The organism is Paraburkholderia sp. PGU19 (genome assembly GCF_013426915.1).
In the GTDB taxonomy this organism is placed as follows: domain Bacteria; phylum Pseudomonadota; class Gammaproteobacteria; order Burkholderiales; family Burkholderiaceae; genus Paraburkholderia.
Genome location: NZ_AP023182.1, coordinates 1,237,829 through 1,253,724 on the forward strand (window position 1 = coordinate 1,237,829; position 15,896 = coordinate 1,253,724).

Genomic DNA, 15,896 nt, shown 5'->3' on the forward strand with positions numbered 1-15,896 from the left:
GCCCTCGATTGCCGGGCATGCGGCAAAACAATGCGTTCAGGTGAGGCACGACAATGAAGATCGGTTACGCGCGCGTTTCGACTGAAGAACAGAACCTTGATCTGCAGGTATCCGCGTTGAAGACAGCCGGTTGTGAACGGCTCTTTCACGATCACGGCGTATCCGGTTCGATATTCCGCCGCCCCGGACTGGATGACACGCTGACGCAACTCGAGCCCGGCGATACACTCGTGGTGTGGCGTCTGGACCGGCTTGGACGCTCACTGACGAAGCTCGTCGAGTTGATCGAAACACTGGAATCAAGGGGCATCCGCTTCCAGTCTCTGACGGAGTCGATCGATACGACTTCCTGCAGCGGCACCTTCATCTTTCACATGATGGCGGCATTGGCGCAGTTCGAAAGAACCTTGATCAGCGAACGCACGCGCAGCGGCATGAAGGCCGCACGAGAGCGAGGCAGACGAATCGGGCGGCATGCCTCGATGACAGAGGCGCAATGCGCCGAGGCGCTCGTGCTATCGGAAACGATTTCCATCGTTGAACTGGCTGCGAAGTTCAACGTTCACCCGCGCACGATTCAACGTGTGCTGCGTCACGCCGTCACTCACGCGGACTCTGCTGGCCTCTGATACCACGAAGCGTGCTTCAAACCGTCCGCTGCGTCTCGATGCCGTATCGGCGCAAGCTGCGCAGCAAGGTGCGCGGATGCACGTCGAAACGTTGCGCGACGGCCTGCGACGATTGCAGCGCGAGCAACTGTTGTGCTTCGACGCACTCGCTTTGCGTCATCGCGCGTCGCCTGCCGACGTGCTGCCCGCGTGCTTTCGCGGCAACCATGCCGGCGCGGGTCCGTTCGCCGATCAGCGAGCGCTCGAACTGGGCCAGCGCGGCCATGATGTGAAAGAGAAACGTGCCGCCGGGCGATGTGGTGTCGATGCACTCGGTCAGCGAGACGAACTGAACGCCCCTCGCGCCGAGTGCATCGACGAGTTCGACGAGCTTCGTGAGCGAGCGTCCAAGCCGGTCCAGACGCCACACCACGAGGGTATCGCCCTTCGATAGCGCCCCCATCGTCTGTTCGAGGCCCGGACGGGAGAACCTTGCGCCCGATACGCCCTGATCGGTGAAGATGTCGTCGCAGTCCGCTTTCTTTAGCGCTGCCAGTTGCAGATCGAGGTTTTGATCATCGGTAGAAACTCTCGCGTATCCAATTCTCATTCTTGTCCGAGTCATTTGGCCCGGCCGAACTATAGGAACTGAACGGGACAAGCTGTGTCCCGATACGCTTGCACTCTGTCGCATCGCTCTGGACAAGGTTTGTCCCGAGGTCCTTTCACAATGACGGTCATGCAACCACTGGGAGTGCTCCTCACCTATGACAACGCCGACGAACACGACTCGCACGAACGTCACGGACCTTCATCGCGCTGCACGCGAGAACGGACAGACGGTGCGCGTCGCATTGAGGCTTTGGGGATTCGATGAATCAGAAGTTCAGTCGTGGGCAAGCGAACTGCCCGATATGGATGGCGCGATTGCGTGGAAGATCTCGCGTGTCCGGCGTGAGACGGATGCCGATGTCGTCGTGCATCTGGTCAAACCCGCGCGCCGCGCGAATGACGCGTTCTGCTGGCACAGCATCCAGGCCAGTCGCGCCGTGCTGGCGTCATTCGCTGCGGGCCGCACTGAAATGGTCCTGTTCACGGGTAGTGAAGAGGAATTGCCGAAGCGGCGCTCCGGTCATTGGGCGCTCGCGGGCGCGTTGTCGCCTCAGGTGGCCCTTGCGCGGCTCGGCCGGTTGATTGCGGCTTCGTCGACGCAAGGCGCGGTGCGGCGCGAGCTTCTGCGCATGATCGCGCAACTGCTCGACGCCGAGTAAGGTGCGCCGCGCGTTACGGCATTCTCTCGATCAACTGCGCCGCCGCGCGATCCGACATGACGACGATCAGCTTCATCGTCGCGCGCGTCGCACCGACGAACAGACGCCGGAACACATTGTCATCGAACTGTTCGAAGTCGACTTCCGTCAGGATCACGCAGGGCGCGCTCTGCCCTTTGAAACGATAGACCGTTTCCATGGTGATCTCGCCGTCGCGATAGCGCGGCGCGCCATGCTCGTCGTAGTCGCCCATGAAACCGCGCAACGCGTGATGCCCGATGTGGGCGAGCGTCGACAACGTCGATCTGTCGCGGCCATTGAACGTCAGCAACGCAATGTCGGAGGGCGCGAAGCCCGCCGCGCTCGCCTGATCGAGCGCGGTGCGGGTTGCCTCGAGCGCGTTGTTGTCCGCATACGTGAGCAGGCCGACATCCGATTCCGTGAACGGCCCTGCCGCTTCAATCGACATCGGCTCGCCCGACAATGCGTCCAGAAAGCGCACCACATCGTGCGGGCTGCGATGGTTGGCCATCGCGCGTACTTCCACCCAGCCCGGCAATTCAACGCTCTTGTGGAAGTACAGTTTCTGCATCGGGTCTTCCAGCCACCAGAGGCGGCCGTTCTTGCGCAACAACCGCTCGATCGGCGCGACCCATTCCTGGCGGAAATCCTGGCCTTCATCGACGATCACGGTATCGAAGCATTCGGCGTCGTCCGGCGGCGCATCGAGCATGGCACGCTCGAGGGTCGCGTACACATGTTCGTCGGTGAAATCGACAGGCTGACCGACGCGCGACGCCGCCTGCTGGCAGAGCTGATGATAAGTGAGCACGCTTGCGCCTTCGGGCGCAATGCGCCGAAGATGGTCCGCGAGCGGCCGGTTGAAGCACAGATAAAGCGCGCGCCTGTTTGCCGCGACGGCGTCGTCGAGCACGCGTATTGCAAGCTGCGTTTTACCCGAGCCCGCTGTGCCTCTCACACGCAACCTGAACGGCTCGAACTCGATCGAGCGCGCCCACGTAGCAAGACCGCCCGCGACACGCGTCACGTGTCTGTTGACCTCGCCGATCATCGCGCGGACGTCGGGCGTCAGCGAAAGCTCGTCAGCGAGAAACGCATGGATACGGGTGAGGCATGGCAGCGGCGCTTCGTCGGCGGGCAGAATGCGCTCGATGAGCTGCACCAGCCGTTCCTTGCGTGAGGCATCGACGATACGTTCCGGATTGACGCCGGCGATGGCGGAATCCTTCACCCGATAGTCCGGGCAGTACAACATTTCTTCGAGCTTGTAGGTCTGCGCGCCGAACGCCCTGGTAAAGCGCTTGTGCATTCCGCCGATGGTTCGCGCAATCTGCGAGGGAACGCTTTTGCTCTTGCCCGCGTACAGCTTGACGAGCCCATCGGGCGTCTCTTCGAGCGGACCGGACTTCTGCTCTATCACGAGCACGCGGCCGGACGGGCTCACAACCACGAAGTCGGCCTCGCCGAAAATCGAAAAGCCTTTATACAGTTGTGTCCAGTGCACGCCATGATAAACGGAGTACGTATCGGGCAAGCCGCGATGCAGCACACCAAGCGTTTCGATCTCACGCTTCGCGGCGCCGCTCACGATCCTGTCGTTCCAGCCAGCAGGGAAGATCCGTGCCATATGTCAGCGTCTCCCGTTTGCCGCTATTTGCCGTACATGTTCGCAAGCTCGGCCGCTTCGGCGGCAAGTTCGGCCCGCAGGCTCGCCGGGCCAAGCACCTCGACGTTCGGCCCGAACGAGCGCAGCCACCAGCGCAGCCGCTGGCTCAGCATCACCGTGCCCTGCACATGCAGGGCATCATCCTTGCGCGTGTTCCTCTGGTCCTTCGACATCGGCGCTTCGAGCAGATGTTCGCCCGCCCCGCTGACGAACTTCAGCTTCAGCAGCACTTCCTTCTCGACCATGAAGTCAAAGCTGCGCTCCTGGCGGACATAGGCATCGAGCGAGAACGACGCGGGATACGCAAACGATTCCAGCATCGCTTTCGCGCTCGACAGACGATCGAGCCTGTACATCGTCGGGTTGGCCTTGCCTTCCGTGCCTGCTACCAGATAGACGAGGCCGCCCACTTCGACGATGCCGAACGGCAGAACCACTTTCGGACGATCGTTGTCCGTGTTGTGACGCGGACGGTAGACGATTTCCAGCTTCCGCTCTTCGAACAGCGCCCGCGAGACTTCCGAGAATTGCTCGCGATCGATCACGGGATAGTGCAGTGCAAAGCCGCCGCTCTCCACCGCGACCTTGCTCGCCCAACGCGAATACTTGCGCTCGGTTTCGCTATTGGTCCTTTTCAGACGCGTTTCCGCGATCTCGAACATCGGCGTAAGCCACTCGGCCACCAGCTCCGGTATCTGCCGCGCGGAGAATCGCCTGAGGGTCTGCAACGCAAGCGCCTCGTCGAAGTTCATCATCGCACCCGCCTTCGCCGCCATGCCGCTTGCCCCGGCCTTCTTGCGCCACATGGAAGCCGTGCCGCGCAGGGTCATCTCGACGAGACCGTCTTCCTCGAGCCTTGTCAAATGGCGGTGAATCGTCTTCGACGATGGCATGTTCTGCACCGTGTTCATCAGACGACGGTGGATATCCGGCGTACTGAGGTAATCCCCATGATTGGCTGCGTCGGGAAGGACGCGCATGATTTCGCGATCGATGTCGGACATTGAACGTTAGCGTTGTTTAGATGGAAGGTCTCGGCTTTATCGGCAGAGTGTGATGTTTTCTTGAGATCGCGCAGGGACGTGCGCATGATGCGAGGCGTCGTGTTGGGACCAGCGGCGCGTTGAATGTCGGTGCTGCCGATCGGGGTCGGCGTCCCCACGTCGTCAGAAATCTTCGGCCCAGCGTTCCCAGAAGCCGGGCTCATCGTGATGTGCGTTAGTCTGCGCATACTCAAGGTCGAGCACGAGAAAGCGCATATGCGGCATGCGCAGCGAACCGTCCGGGTGTTCAAGAAATGCTTCGAGCGCGCGATAGGACGCGTCGCCGGGATCGTATGCAACGTCGATATAGATCGAGCCCCGGTAGCCCCTCATGATGCGTTCGTTCGCGACTTCGCCGCACGGTTGCCACGCGTAACCACGCGCATCAAGCCAGCCGACGATGGCAGCCCGCGCGGGATGCGATTCCCATGGGTACGGCGACGGAGTACCTGCGGGATCGTCGAAGAACGTGACGAACAGCGTGTCGCGCTGCTTCTGACGCGCAATTGCGTCGATGTGCTCGAGGCGTTGTGGCATGGCGTGAGTGCAATCAGTGTGATAGGGCCCGGATCGTCGCATGCGAGCGGGACATATTGCGTCCCGGTCACCGCCCCACGATGCAGCAACGGGGACTCGCAGATCCATCAGCTTTCGTCGAAACCTGCCGACAGACCACTCGCGCGCAGCACCCGTGCGCGCACCGCACGTTCGATCACCAATCTTCCACCCGCGCTCGCAACGGTCAGGAAACGCCGGGCGCGTGTAATGCCCGTATAAACGAGTTCGCGCGTCAACACTGTGCTCATCGTATCGGGCAGTACGAGCGCTGCATGCGTGAACTCGGAGCCCTGCGACTTGTGAACGGTCAGCGCGAACACCGTTTCGACCGCCTGCAAGCGGCTCGGCAAAACCCACTTGATACGCTGCGAACCGTCACCCGCCGCGAAAGCGACACGCAGATTCCAGCCGTCGGCGGCCGCAGGCAGCGCGAGCGTGATGCCGATGTCGCCATTCATGAGGCCCAGTTCATAGTCGTTGCGCGTCACGAGCACGGGACGGCCGACATACCATTCGCCCGTTGCCGCGATCAGTTGCTCTTCCTGAAGCATGCGCGCGACACGCCGGTTCAATCCTTCGACACCCCACGCGCCGCGCCGCAGCGCGCACAACAACTGGAACTCGCCGTGTGCGGCGAGCACGTCGTTCGCCCACGCATCGAATGCGCTCTGGGCCGATGCATGCACCGGCTGTTGGTCACGCAACGTTTGCAGGTAATGCCGATAGCCGCGCCGCGCGGTCGCCGCGCTGTTCGCCCGGCCATTGCCGTTGCCGTTTGCGACGCCGTCCACGATGAGCGCCTTGAACGCCGCGTCGCCTTTATCCGTGCCTTCGAGCAGCGCAAGATCGGCGTGATTGCTGGCCCACACATCCGCGACCCTGCCCGGCTCGCCGCTGTTGACGGCCTCGGCCAGTTGACCAATGCCGCTCTCCGCCGTAAAGCGATGGCTGAAGCGCAGCATTGCAATCGCCTGGTCGAGCGCGCCGCCACTGTCGTCGACGAGGCGGGACTCGATCGTTTCGCCCGTCGCCTGCTCCAGCCATGCCTGCGTCGCGCGCGTGTAATATCCGTCGCTGGCACGGCGGCACAGTTCGCCGAGCACGGCGCCCGCTTCCACCGACGCGAGCTGATCCTTGTCGCCGAGCAGAATCAGACGGGCCTGTTCGGGCAGCGCATCGAGCACCGCGTTCATCATTTCCAGATCGACCATCGAGCCTTCGTCGATCACCAGAACGTCGAGCGCGAGCGGATTGCCCGCGTGATGACGGAAGCGCCGCGTGTCGGGCCGCGTGCCGAGCAGTCGATGCAGCGTGGTGACGGCGACGGGGATCGCTGCGCGGACCGTTTCGCCGTTGGCGAAGCCGTCAAGCGGCAGACGCTCGACAGCATTCGCTATCGATTCGTTAAGCCGTGCCGCAGCCTTGCCCGTCGGCGCGGCAAGCCGGATCCGCAGCGGCCTGCCCCCGTCGCCCGTCAGCGCCAGCGATTGCAACAGTGCGAGCAGCTTCACGACGGTCGTCGTCTTGCCCGTACCCGGTCCGCCCGTGACGATGCTGAACGCGCTGCGCGCAGCGAGCGCGCAGGCAAGCTTCTGCCAGTCGGCGCGCGTGCCGTCCTGCGTTGCCTGCTTAGGAAACAGCGTGTTGAGCGCATGGCGCAGGCTGCCGACATCCAATGCGCTTTCCAGTTGAACCGATGCGTCGAGACGTTGGCCGATTGCGCGGCACACGTTCTGCTCGTACTGCCAGTAGCGGCGCAGATAGAGCCGGGTGCCGACCAGCACCAGCGGCGTGTTGCCCTGCGCGTCGCCGACCAGGCTGGCATTGGCGAGCGCCGCGAGCCAGCGCTCCAGCGTGACGTCGGCCAATACCTTCGACGGCAGCGCAGCACTCTCGCCAGCATCGTCGTCTGCACGCGCGGCCAGGCCATCCGGCGGCAGCGACAGCGCGAAGGCGGGATCGCGAAGCGTCGCGACAAGATCGAGGCACGCATGGCCGCGCCCCAGCTGATGGCTCGCGAGCGCGGCGGCAAGAATCAGTAGTGCGTGGGCATCCGGCACTTCGCGAGCGAGAAAGCGGGCGAACGCGGCATCGACCTCGCGCAGCCAGCCATGCTCAACCCACTCCAGCAACAGGCGCCCGATCTGCTCGCGATCTCCCGCGCCCCGCACCAACGGGAGGAAGGTTTCAGACACTACTGTGCTCATGCAGCCTCCAGGTCGGCGAACTGGCCGTCGCCCGTGAACAGTTCGTCGAGCCGCTCGATCAGTTCGCGCGGCGGACGCTCGGCAAAAATGCCTTGCGTCGATGCATTCAGGCCGCGCAGGAACAGATACACCGCGCCGCCGATGTGCGTGTCGTAGTCGTAGCCAGCCAACCGCGCCTTCAGTTGCCGGTGCAAGGCAAGCAGATACAAAACGTATTGCAGGTCGTAGCGCGAGCGCAGGATCTGCGCGCGGATTCGCTCCGCGGTATAGGCCGCGTCGTCGGCGCCAAGCCAGTTCGACTTGTAGTCGGCGACGTAGTAGCGGCCCTCGTGCTCGAACACGAGGTCCATGAAACCCTTGAGCATGCCGTTCAACTGTGCGGGTTCGATCATCGGGCGTTCAGCCTGGCCGACCGTATGCTCGCTGACGAGCCGGTCGAGGGCCGCCGTATCGACACGATGCGCGGCGAGCCAGAACTCCATTTCGCTGCTTGACGTGTGCAGTGCCGACATCCTGATCGTTGTCGCTTCGATCCCATGACCCGTATTCAGCAACAACGGTGTCGTGACGATCTGCTGGATCCACTGCGTCAACGGTTCGATCCAGCGCTCCCAGCCACGCACGCTACAACGGCGCGCGACCACTTCACGCAACGGCCGCGCATCCGCCGCAACCTGTGCGAACCCCTGCTGCGCCGCCCATTCGAGCAGGTCGTGCAGAAAGCTGCCCTCGTCGGAACCGCGCGGGAAGTCATGCAGTACGGATGCGCCCCGCGCAGCTACCGCGAGACGCGGCGGCGGCTCGGACAGCGGCGCGTCGCTCTGCTCGAGCTCGGCCTCGGCGTCGCGCGCCTCGATGAAGCCTTCTTCGCCCGGCGTATCCGGCGCGATGTACACGCCGTGGCTCTTCTTGAGACTCGAATAGCTCGCCACCGACCACGGCTCGCGCAGCACGCGCACCGACACACGCGCCTCGCCCTGCTGCGAGACGTCGTCACGGTGCGCGAGGCGGTCGTCACGCGATACGGGTGCAGGCGCAACCGCGATTCCGTCCGTTTCGCCGAGCGCGTCGTCGAGACACTGCTCGAGCCCGCCCGGCGCAAGAATCTGCGCGCCGTTCAGCAGATAGCCGATGGCGCTGCGCTCGAACTCCTTGAGCTCCGCGATGCCGATCCACGTTGCGTAGCGGGCGCGCGTGAGCGCCACGTACAGCTTGCGCAGGTCTTCGCCGAGCCGCTCGCGGTCGACCTTGTCCAGCACGCCGCCTGTATCGGCGAGCGCAACCAGCAGCTTGCCGTCGGCGTCGTGCCACTTGAATGGCATATCCTTCGCGTCGGCGGGACGATGGGCACCAACGAAGGGCAGGAACACGAGCGGATATTCAAGCCCCTTCGACTTGTGGATCGTCACCACCTTCACGAGATCGCCGTCGCTTTCCAGACGGATCTGCCGCGCGTCGCGGCCTTCCGCAGCCGCGCCGCGCTGTTCGACCAGATAGCGGATCAGCCCATGTTCGCCCTCGATCATCGTGCTCGCCTGCTGCAGCAGTTCCGCCAGATGCAGCAGGTCGGTCAGGATGCGCTCGCCGCTCTGCACGCGCGGCGCGCTGCCGGCATGCAGGCCGAGCAGGCGGGCGGGCACGCTGAAATCGTTCAGCAGACGGCGCAGCATGGGCAGCACGCCCTGACGCCGCCAGCATTCGCGATAGCCGCGGAACTGCAGCACGCACGCTTCCCATGCCATCTCGTCGCCGTAGTACGCGTCGAGTTGCCCCCAGCCGAGACCGAGCGTCGCGGTGGCGAGCGCAGTGCGCACCAGCCGGCCGTCATCGGGGTTCGCGCAGGCCGCCAGCCAATGCTGCAGTTCGGCAGCCTGCGGGCTCTCGAACACCGAGTCCTTGTCCGACAGATAGACTGTGCGCACATTGCGGCTCGCCAGCGCCTTGCGGATCGCGTCGGCCTCGATGCGGTTATTGACGAGAACGGCGATGTCGCCGGGACGCAATGGCTTCAGTTCCGCGCCGCCCACGGCGCCAAACCCTGCCTTGCCACGCTGGCCGAGATCGAGCAGGCGCACCATTTCCGTGGCGCAGCTCTGCGCCATGCGGTCGATATACGCGGACTTGCTGAGCGGCCTGCCATCGTCAGATGCGGGCAGCCACCATGCCGTCAACGCGCGCGGCGCTTGGCCATCGACGACGAACGCATCCTCCCGGCCTTTCGCGGCCACCTGAATAAAGGGCACGGGATTGCCGTTCCTCTCGCGGAACAGGAATGCGCCCGCGCCTTCCAGGCGCTGTTCCGCGATGTTGAAACAGTGATTGGTCGCGGCGACCATCGCGTTCGTCGAGCGGAAGTTGGTCGCGAGCGTGTAGAGCCGCGATCCGCACGAGCGGCGCGCAGCGAGATACGTGAAGATGTCCGCGCCGCGGAACGCGTAGATCGCCTGCTTCGGATCGCCGATCAGGATGAGCGCGTTGGTCGCCTCCGTCTGCGCTGCGTCGTCTGCCTGAAGATAGACGGTATTGAAGATGCGGTACTGGATGGGATCGGTGTCCTGAAACTCGTCGATCAGCGCGACAGGAAACTGTTTGCGGACGACCTCCGCAAGATGCTCGCCGTTCGGGCCGTTCAACGCCTCGTCGAGGCGCGTCAGCAGATCGTCGAAACCCATCTGCGCGCGGCGCGCCTGTTCCGCAGCGAAACGCTCGGCCACCCAGCGCGCCGCGTGCGAGAGCAGGTCGTCGCACGCTTCTGGCAGCGCGGCCAGCGCCGCGCGCAGTGTCTCGAGCGCGGCGAAGCCAGGATGTGAAGGCGGTGTGCCGTGCTGGCAATACTGCGCGAGGCCACCGGGTGTGAGACGCGCCCAGCCGTTTTCATTCAGCGCGGGCAATGTCAGCAGCGGATCGCCTGCCCATTCGGTCAGCGCCGCAAACCACTTTTTGCAGTTGGCCGCGCCCAGCTCTCTGCCCGTAAATTGTTTGGCCGCTCTGGCCGCATCGAGCGCAGTCTCCATTTCGGCGGGCCAGTTGCTCCACGGCGCCTTCAACTCGGCGAGCCGCCGGCCAGCCTCGTCCCGTGCCGCCTGCAGGGCTTCAGCGGGGGCCTGCGCGTCGGCCAGCAGCGGTGCGACGTCGATCAGGTTGCGCAGCTTCTTCTGCAACTCCGGCGGCCCGGAGACCCATTCGCTCACCGTGGCCGCATCCGCAGCGTCGAGCGGCGCCATGAACGTGCGCCAGTAGTCGCGCACGACTTCGGCGAGCAACTCGCTCTGGTCGGTTTCGAGCGTCTGCGTAAACAGACTGTCGCTATCGAATGCATGCTCTCGCAGCATCCGGTTGCACCACGCGTGAATCGTCGATACCGCCGCTTCATCCATCCACTCGGCGGCGAGCTGCAAACGGCGTGCACAGGCGGCCCACTGATTCGGCGGGTATGCATCGCGCAATGCGTGCAGCAAGTCGGTCTTGTCGGGCGCAAGCGGCGTGACATCCTGAGGCTCGGCCTGAAAATAGCCGGCCGCGTCCGTTAGCCGCGCACGGATGCGCTCGCGCAGTTCCTTCGTCGCGGCATCTGTGAACGTCACCACGAGAATCTCGGGCGGCGTCAGCGGACGTGCGTGCTCGTTCGACGGATCGTGTCCGAGCACCAGCCGCACGTAGAGCATCGCGATCGTGAAGGTCTTGCCCGTCCCTGCGCTTGCTTCGATCAGACTGCGGCCGGTCAGCGAAAAGCGCAGCGGGTCGAGCGGCTGCGGCGCGCCCGTCAGGGTCGCCGGAAGGTTGGGGGCGTTCATTCATCAGCTCCTGCATTGTTCTTCACCGCGTCGATCAGCGGTTTGAGCAGCGTGTCGGCAAGCACGGCAAATTCGCCGCTCGCGGACAAGCCGTCAAAATCCGGGTACGCGCGGCGCAAGCTCGCGCTCTTTTCCACCTCGCCGGTCACGAAGCCGCCGCCGTCACCTTCGTATTTGCGGCGCGCGGCCTTGCGTGCGTCGGACAGATCGTGCGGCGTCTGTGCATCGCGGCGCGGCGCGCCGCCCGCAAAGATCCACTCGAAGCCGGACTCCACCGCAAGCGGCAGCGGCCTGCGCATCCCTGCTTCCCATGCGCGCAGCAACGCGCCGAGACGCGTGGCCGCTTCGCCCTCTTTCAGCGACGGGAATTCGACCGTCCCCTTCTTGCTGACGATCACGGTCGATACCTGCTGGCCATCGAGGTTCGCCGCAAGATGCTGCACCCACGGCGCAACGAGCTTTGCATAGCGATAGCGCCGGGTTCGCCCTTCGACCAGTTCGCTGGTTTCCAGCAGCACGCGCGCGAGCTTGCCTTCGTTATCCGTCCGCCAATGGCCGAGCCAGTCGGCGACGGCTAGTGTGCCGTGCTCGCCCTCGACGGCAAAACCGATCTCCCGTTCGCGCGCGCTGGCGACGGGCCAGCGTGCAAGCTGCCGGCGATACTCGTGGAAGAGCGGGTCCATCGGCTCGATCAGCTTGTCGCTCGCGAGGTCGCCGAATCCCCCGCCGCCACGTCGCCCCGGCGGCGGATGACGGCAAGGCACGCTTCGCGCGTCGCCACGATCGCGGAGTCATCGCCGCCTTCGCGCATTTCGGCGGCCTGGGCGCCGATCAGCTCGTGCTGCAGCTTCCACATGTCGAGGCCATCGAGTTCGAACGGCTCCTGATCGTCGCTGGCCGCTTCCTCGACATCCAGCGCGACGCGCAGGCGCTGGCCGAGAAACGCCTTGACGGGGTTGCGCAGAAAATCAGCGAGTTCGCGCAGCGACAGAGGTTCGTCGCGCACGATCGCAGCGAGCGGCGCGTCCTGCGCCGAATCCGGTGCTGCCGTTTGCGGCGGCACGGCGCGCCATTCGGCGGCGTATGTGAACAGCGGCGACGCACCGGCGGCCGCATCGACCGGGAAATACGCGGCGCTGAACGGTTGCAGACGGTGCTCGATCGTGAGCGCATCGACGAGTGCATGACGGCCGTCGACGTCCTCCTGTTCGAGTTGCCAGCCCGCCGCGAGATGGTCGCGCAACTGGCCAATCAGCACGGATGGCGGGCGTTCGCTGTTGTCGTTGATGCTGCGTCCGACCCATGAAATATGCAGATGATCGCGCGCCGACAGTAGTGCTTCGAGCAGCAGATACCGGTCGTCCTCGCGGCGCGAGCGGTCGCCGGGCCGGTAGTAGCCGCGCATCAGGTCGAAATCCATCGGCACCCGCGTGCGCGGATAATCACCGTCGTTCATGCCGAGCAGACAGACGCGGCGGAATGGAATCGCGCGCATCGGCATGAGCGTGGCGAACGTCACAGCGCCCGCGAAAAAGCGTTGCGCGAGGCCCGTCTGGTCGAGCTGGCTCAACCAGAAATCGGCGACGACGGAAAGCGGCAAGGTATCGTCGAGTCCCGCTTCCTCACAGGCATCGAGCCAGGTATGCAGGATGTTGTCGAGGCGCGCGAGCGTGTAGGCATCGTTGCCGTCGTCGGCGTTGAAGAACGCGTGCTTCAGCTTGCGCAAGCGCTCGCACCAGACCGCGGGCGTTGCCGGCTCGCTCATTGTGCGCCACACGTTGTCGAGTTCGTCGATCAGCCGGACGATTGGCCCGAGCAGCGCGGCATCGAGCCCGCCCACTTCACCGAATGGTTCGATACCGGCCCACGCGTTCGTTTCGACGCCCACCGCGTAGCCCAAGAGCATCCTCCGCAAACCGAACATCCAGGTGTGCGGCGCAGCGGCGTTGTCGTCGAGCGGCAGACCGAGGCTCGCGCGATGCTCGGCATGCAAGCCCCAGCGCACGTTCGCGCCGCGCATCCACGCGCGCAGCGTCGGAAGATCGCTCTCGTCGATCGCGAAGCGCCTGCGCAACGCGGGCACGTCGAGCAGATCGAGCAGGTCGCTCATGCTCAGGCGTGAATGCTGCAAGCTGAGCAGCATTTCGAGCGCGCCCACCAGCGGATCGGCCTTGCGTTGCCCACGATCGGCGACGCTGAACGGTATGTAGCGCGGATCATCGCGGTCGAGCAGCCCGAATACGGCCTGGATATGTGGCGCATACGCGTCGATATCCGGCACCATCACAATCACGTCGCGTGGCCGCAAGGTCGGATCGGCATTGAACGCGGCGAGCAGCTGGTCGTGCAGGATTTCGACTTCACGCTGCGCGCCATGCGCGACGTGAAAGCGGATCGACTGGTCCGTTGCTGGATCGACGGGCGGCCATTCCGTCTGCGTCTCGCGCAGCGGGCGCAGATCGCGGATGTCGTCCTGAAGCTGTTGCAGCAGGGTCGTCGCTTCGCGCTCTTCGAAGAGATCGATGCGTTGTCCGATACCCGCGAACTGAGGACGATAGCGCTCGCGCGCCTCCGCATTGTCGAACTCGTCCAGCAGTCCGATGAAGTCGCGTCCCTGCTTGCCCCACGACGCGAGCAACGGATGCGCATACAGATGCAGTCCGTCCGCAAGCAGTTCGGTTGGGGTGCCCGCGCGGCGTTGTTGCCGCGAATGTTGTGCACGCAGCAATTCCTTGTCGGGCACGATGTCGGCCCAATAGTGCGCGCACGGATTCGGCACGCACATCAGCACCTGAGTCCAGCGCGAGATGGCGGCCAGCGCCTCCAGCGATTGACGCGGCAGGCTCGAAATGCCGAACACGATCACCCGGCGCGGCAAGCCTCGCGGCCGCGTGTCGTTGCCGCTGCTTTCCCATGCGTTGACGCGCGCGAGGAATGCTTCGTGAACGGCCGCGCGTCCGCCGTCGGACATCACCTGCGGCGCTGCGCCAGACCCCGCCGAACGCGCGACGTCAGCAATGAGCTCACGCCACAGCGCTGCCTGCCAGCGCTGTTCGTCGGGCAACGGATGCGTGTCGCCGCGAGCGTCGAGCACACTATCGTCACCGTGCGCCCAACAGGCGAGCCAGTCGGAACGGTACATCTGGTACTGGTCGAACAGATCGGCGATCCGCTCGGCCAGCTGAAAGCGCTTGCGGCGGTCGTCGTCGTGACTGATGAAGCGGCGCAGCGGCTCGAACGCCGGCAGGTCGATCAGCGCGGGCAGCACTCGCATCAGCCGCCAGACGAGCCGCGACTCGTCGAACGGCGAGACCTCCGCCACCGACGACGCGCCCAGCACCGCGCGATACGCCTGCCAGATGAAACTCGAAGGCAGAGAGATTTCCAGCGCGGCGGCAATCCCGCAGCCGCCCGAACCCGTCACGGGATCGCGGTCGGCGGCAAGCGCGAGCTTGAGCCATTGGGCGATGCCGTTGCTCTGCACGAGAATCGTCTCGTTTTCGAGTGGCGCGAGCGGGTAACGCTTCATCCATTCGACAAGCAGATCACGAAGCCGCTCGGACCGGTTGCCGTGAATCAGCATCAGCCCGGGAGAAATGGAATTCGAGGTCAAGAAATGCTCCATGAATGCTCAGACCGCAGCGTTGCACGCGGTCGGCGCGCACTCGCGTGCCATTGGCGCAATGCGTGTGATCGTGAATTGAATGGCGGTATGCACGTCGGCGGAAACGATGGCTCGCGAGCGCTCAATGCGCCTGCGTGCCGCCGGCCGGGTCGAGCGCCTGATCGAGCGCGACGAGTGATTCGAGTGCGCCGCCCTGAATGCCGATGCCGTGCGCCGGGTTGATCTGCGGTTCGCGCAGGTTGATACGGATGACACGCGGCCCGTGGCGTTCGCTGAAACGGCGGATGGTCGGCAAGGCCGTGCCCGCGCCGAGTTCCACCGTCACCAGACGCCCGACTGACGCGATCCATTGCTGCAGCCGCGCTTCCTGTTGGTCCGTACGGCGCGACAGCCAGGCGGCATCGTAGAACATCAGAACGTTGGGTCGCGCGAGCCCATCGCATTCCGGGCAACGGGGCAACGGTCCGAGTTGACGACACGTCGCTTCGTCGACCTGCGGCTCGAATCCCGTCGCGGGCCAGATGCGCGAGGAGCACGGCAGCGCACATTGCATGTAGTGAAGCGAACCGTGACACTCGGTTACGCGCTCCTCGGGGAAACCCGCGCGCTGAAACTGGCCGTCGACATTGCTGGTACGAACGAACGCGCCGTGCGGCATGCGTTGCGCCCAGCGTTTGAGGATCGCGAACCCGGCGTGAGGCACGACCTCGCGGTACAGCTTCAGGCGATGTCCATAGAATCCCCACGCAAGCGCAGCGTCTTCGGCGAACGAAGCCGGACTGGCGATCGATTCGAAACCGATCCGCGCGGCGGCGAGCGCCGGGTACGCACGCCACATTCCTTCGTTGCCGCGAAAATCAGGTAAGCCCGAATCCACACCGATGCCCGCGCCCGCCGTCACGAGCAGGCCGTCCGCCTCGCGCAGCCAGTCGGCGGCTTGCGCGATTGCCTGTTGTTGTTCTTTCATCCCGTATGGCCCTCGTGTTCTGTCTGCCTGCCGGCATGGGTCTGTGTCGTTGTTCTCGAGGCTTCGATCCACGCTAGCGCTTCATGCGCGAACGGCCTCTCAGGCGGTCCAGCAACCATCCGATCAGCCCGCCCGG

General features: G+C 64.6%; 9 protein-coding genes and 1 pseudogene. 2 read left to right on the forward strand and 8 right to left on the reverse strand.

The features are described from left to right. The first annotated feature begins 53 nt into the window (after positions 1-53). Complete coding sequence (locus H1204_RS46070) at positions 54-629, forward strand: recombinase family protein (protein ID WP_180735590.1); 576 nt, start codon at positions 54-56, stop codon at positions 627-629. 16 nt (positions 630-645) lie between these two features. On the opposite strand, the gene H1204_RS46075 is transcribed toward H1204_RS46070, so the two are convergent. After that, on the reverse strand, positions 646-1,218 hold the full coding sequence (locus H1204_RS46075; protein ID WP_180735591.1) for a recombinase family protein: 573 nt from the start codon (positions 1,216-1,218) through the stop codon (positions 646-648). A 157-nt stretch (positions 1,219-1,375) separates the two neighbouring features. Here H1204_RS46075 and H1204_RS46080 point away from each other — a divergent pair, with 157 nt between their 5' ends. Continuing rightward, positions 1,376-1,879, forward strand: a complete 504-nt coding sequence (locus H1204_RS46080; protein WP_180735592.1) for a hypothetical protein — start codon at positions 1,376-1,378, stop codon at positions 1,877-1,879. A gap of 13 nt (positions 1,880-1,892) precedes the next feature. Here H1204_RS46080 and H1204_RS46085 read toward each other — a convergent pair whose 3' ends face one another. From H1204_RS46085 to H1204_RS46115, 7 genes and pseudogenes are all read right to left on the reverse strand, one after another. Next, the gene (locus H1204_RS46085; RefSeq protein ID WP_180735593.1) at positions 1,893-3,527 is read right to left on the reverse strand and encodes an ATP-dependent helicase; all 1,635 of its coding nucleotides are present in this window, start codon (positions 3,525-3,527) and stop codon (positions 1,893-1,895) included. Between the two features lie 23 nt (positions 3,528-3,550). Next, the gene (locus tag H1204_RS46090; protein WP_180735594.1) at positions 3,551-4,570 is read right to left on the reverse strand and encodes a WYL domain-containing protein; all 1,020 of its coding nucleotides are present in this window, start codon (positions 4,568-4,570) and stop codon (positions 3,551-3,553) included. Positions 4,571-4,732: 162 nt separating this feature from the next. Beyond that, the gene (locus H1204_RS46095) at positions 4,733-5,146 is read right to left on the reverse strand and encodes a hypothetical protein (protein WP_180735595.1); all 414 of its coding nucleotides are present in this window, start codon (positions 5,144-5,146) and stop codon (positions 4,733-4,735) included. A gap of 107 nt (positions 5,147-5,253) precedes the next feature. Continuing rightward, entirely contained in the window at positions 5,254-7,374 is a 2,121-nt protein-coding gene (recD, locus tag H1204_RS46100; protein ID WP_180735596.1) for an exodeoxyribonuclease V subunit alpha, read from the reverse strand. Beyond that, the gene (gene recB, locus H1204_RS46105) at positions 7,371-11,168 is read right to left on the reverse strand and encodes an exodeoxyribonuclease V subunit beta (RefSeq protein WP_180735597.1); all 3,798 of its coding nucleotides are present in this window, start codon (positions 11,166-11,168) and stop codon (positions 7,371-7,373) included. Before recB ends, recD begins: the two co-directional genes overlap by 4 nt. After that, a pseudogene (gene recC / locus H1204_RS46110) lies at positions 11,165-14,793 on the reverse strand (exodeoxyribonuclease V subunit gamma). The gene recB and the pseudogene recC overlap by 4 nt, the downstream one beginning before the upstream one ends. Before the next feature lie 121 nt (positions 14,794-14,914). Continuing rightward, the gene (locus H1204_RS46115) at positions 14,915-15,760 is read right to left on the reverse strand and encodes a Sir2 family NAD-dependent protein deacetylase (RefSeq protein WP_180735598.1); all 846 of its coding nucleotides are present in this window, start codon (positions 15,758-15,760) and stop codon (positions 14,915-14,917) included. Positions 15,761-15,896 lie beyond the last annotated feature (136 nt).

Bases quoted from the DNA above. Each gene is read 5' to 3' on its own strand.
- H1204_RS46070 (WP_180735590.1), top strand. From the start codon at position 54: ATGAAGATCGGTTACGCGCGCGTTTCGACTGAAGAACAGAACCTTGAT.
- H1204_RS46075 (WP_180735591.1), bottom strand. From the start codon at position 1,218: ATGAGAATTGGATACGCGAGAGTTTCTACCGATGATCAAAACCTCGAT.
- H1204_RS46080 (WP_180735592.1), top strand. From the start codon at position 1,376: ATGACAACGCCGACGAACACGACTCGCACGAACGTCACGGACCTTCAT.
- H1204_RS46085 (WP_180735593.1), bottom strand. From the start codon at position 3,527: ATGGCACGGATCTTCCCTGCTGGCTGGAACGACAGGATCGTGAGCGGC.
- H1204_RS46090 (WP_180735594.1), bottom strand. From the start codon at position 4,570: ATGTCCGACATCGATCGCGAAATCATGCGCGTCCTTCCCGACGCAGCC.
- H1204_RS46095 (WP_180735595.1), bottom strand. From the start codon at position 5,146: ATGCCACAACGCCTCGAGCACATCGACGCAATTGCGCGTCAGAAGCAG.
- recD (WP_180735596.1), bottom strand. From the start codon at position 7,374: ATGAGCACAGTAGTGTCTGAAACCTTCCTCCCGTTGGTGCGGGGCGCG.
- recB (WP_180735597.1), bottom strand. From the start codon at position 11,168: ATGAACGCCCCCAACCTTCCGGCGACCCTGACGGGCGCGCCGCAGCCG.
- H1204_RS46115 (WP_180735598.1), bottom strand. From the start codon at position 15,760: ATGAAAGAACAACAACAGGCAATCGCGCAAGCCGCCGACTGGCTGCGC.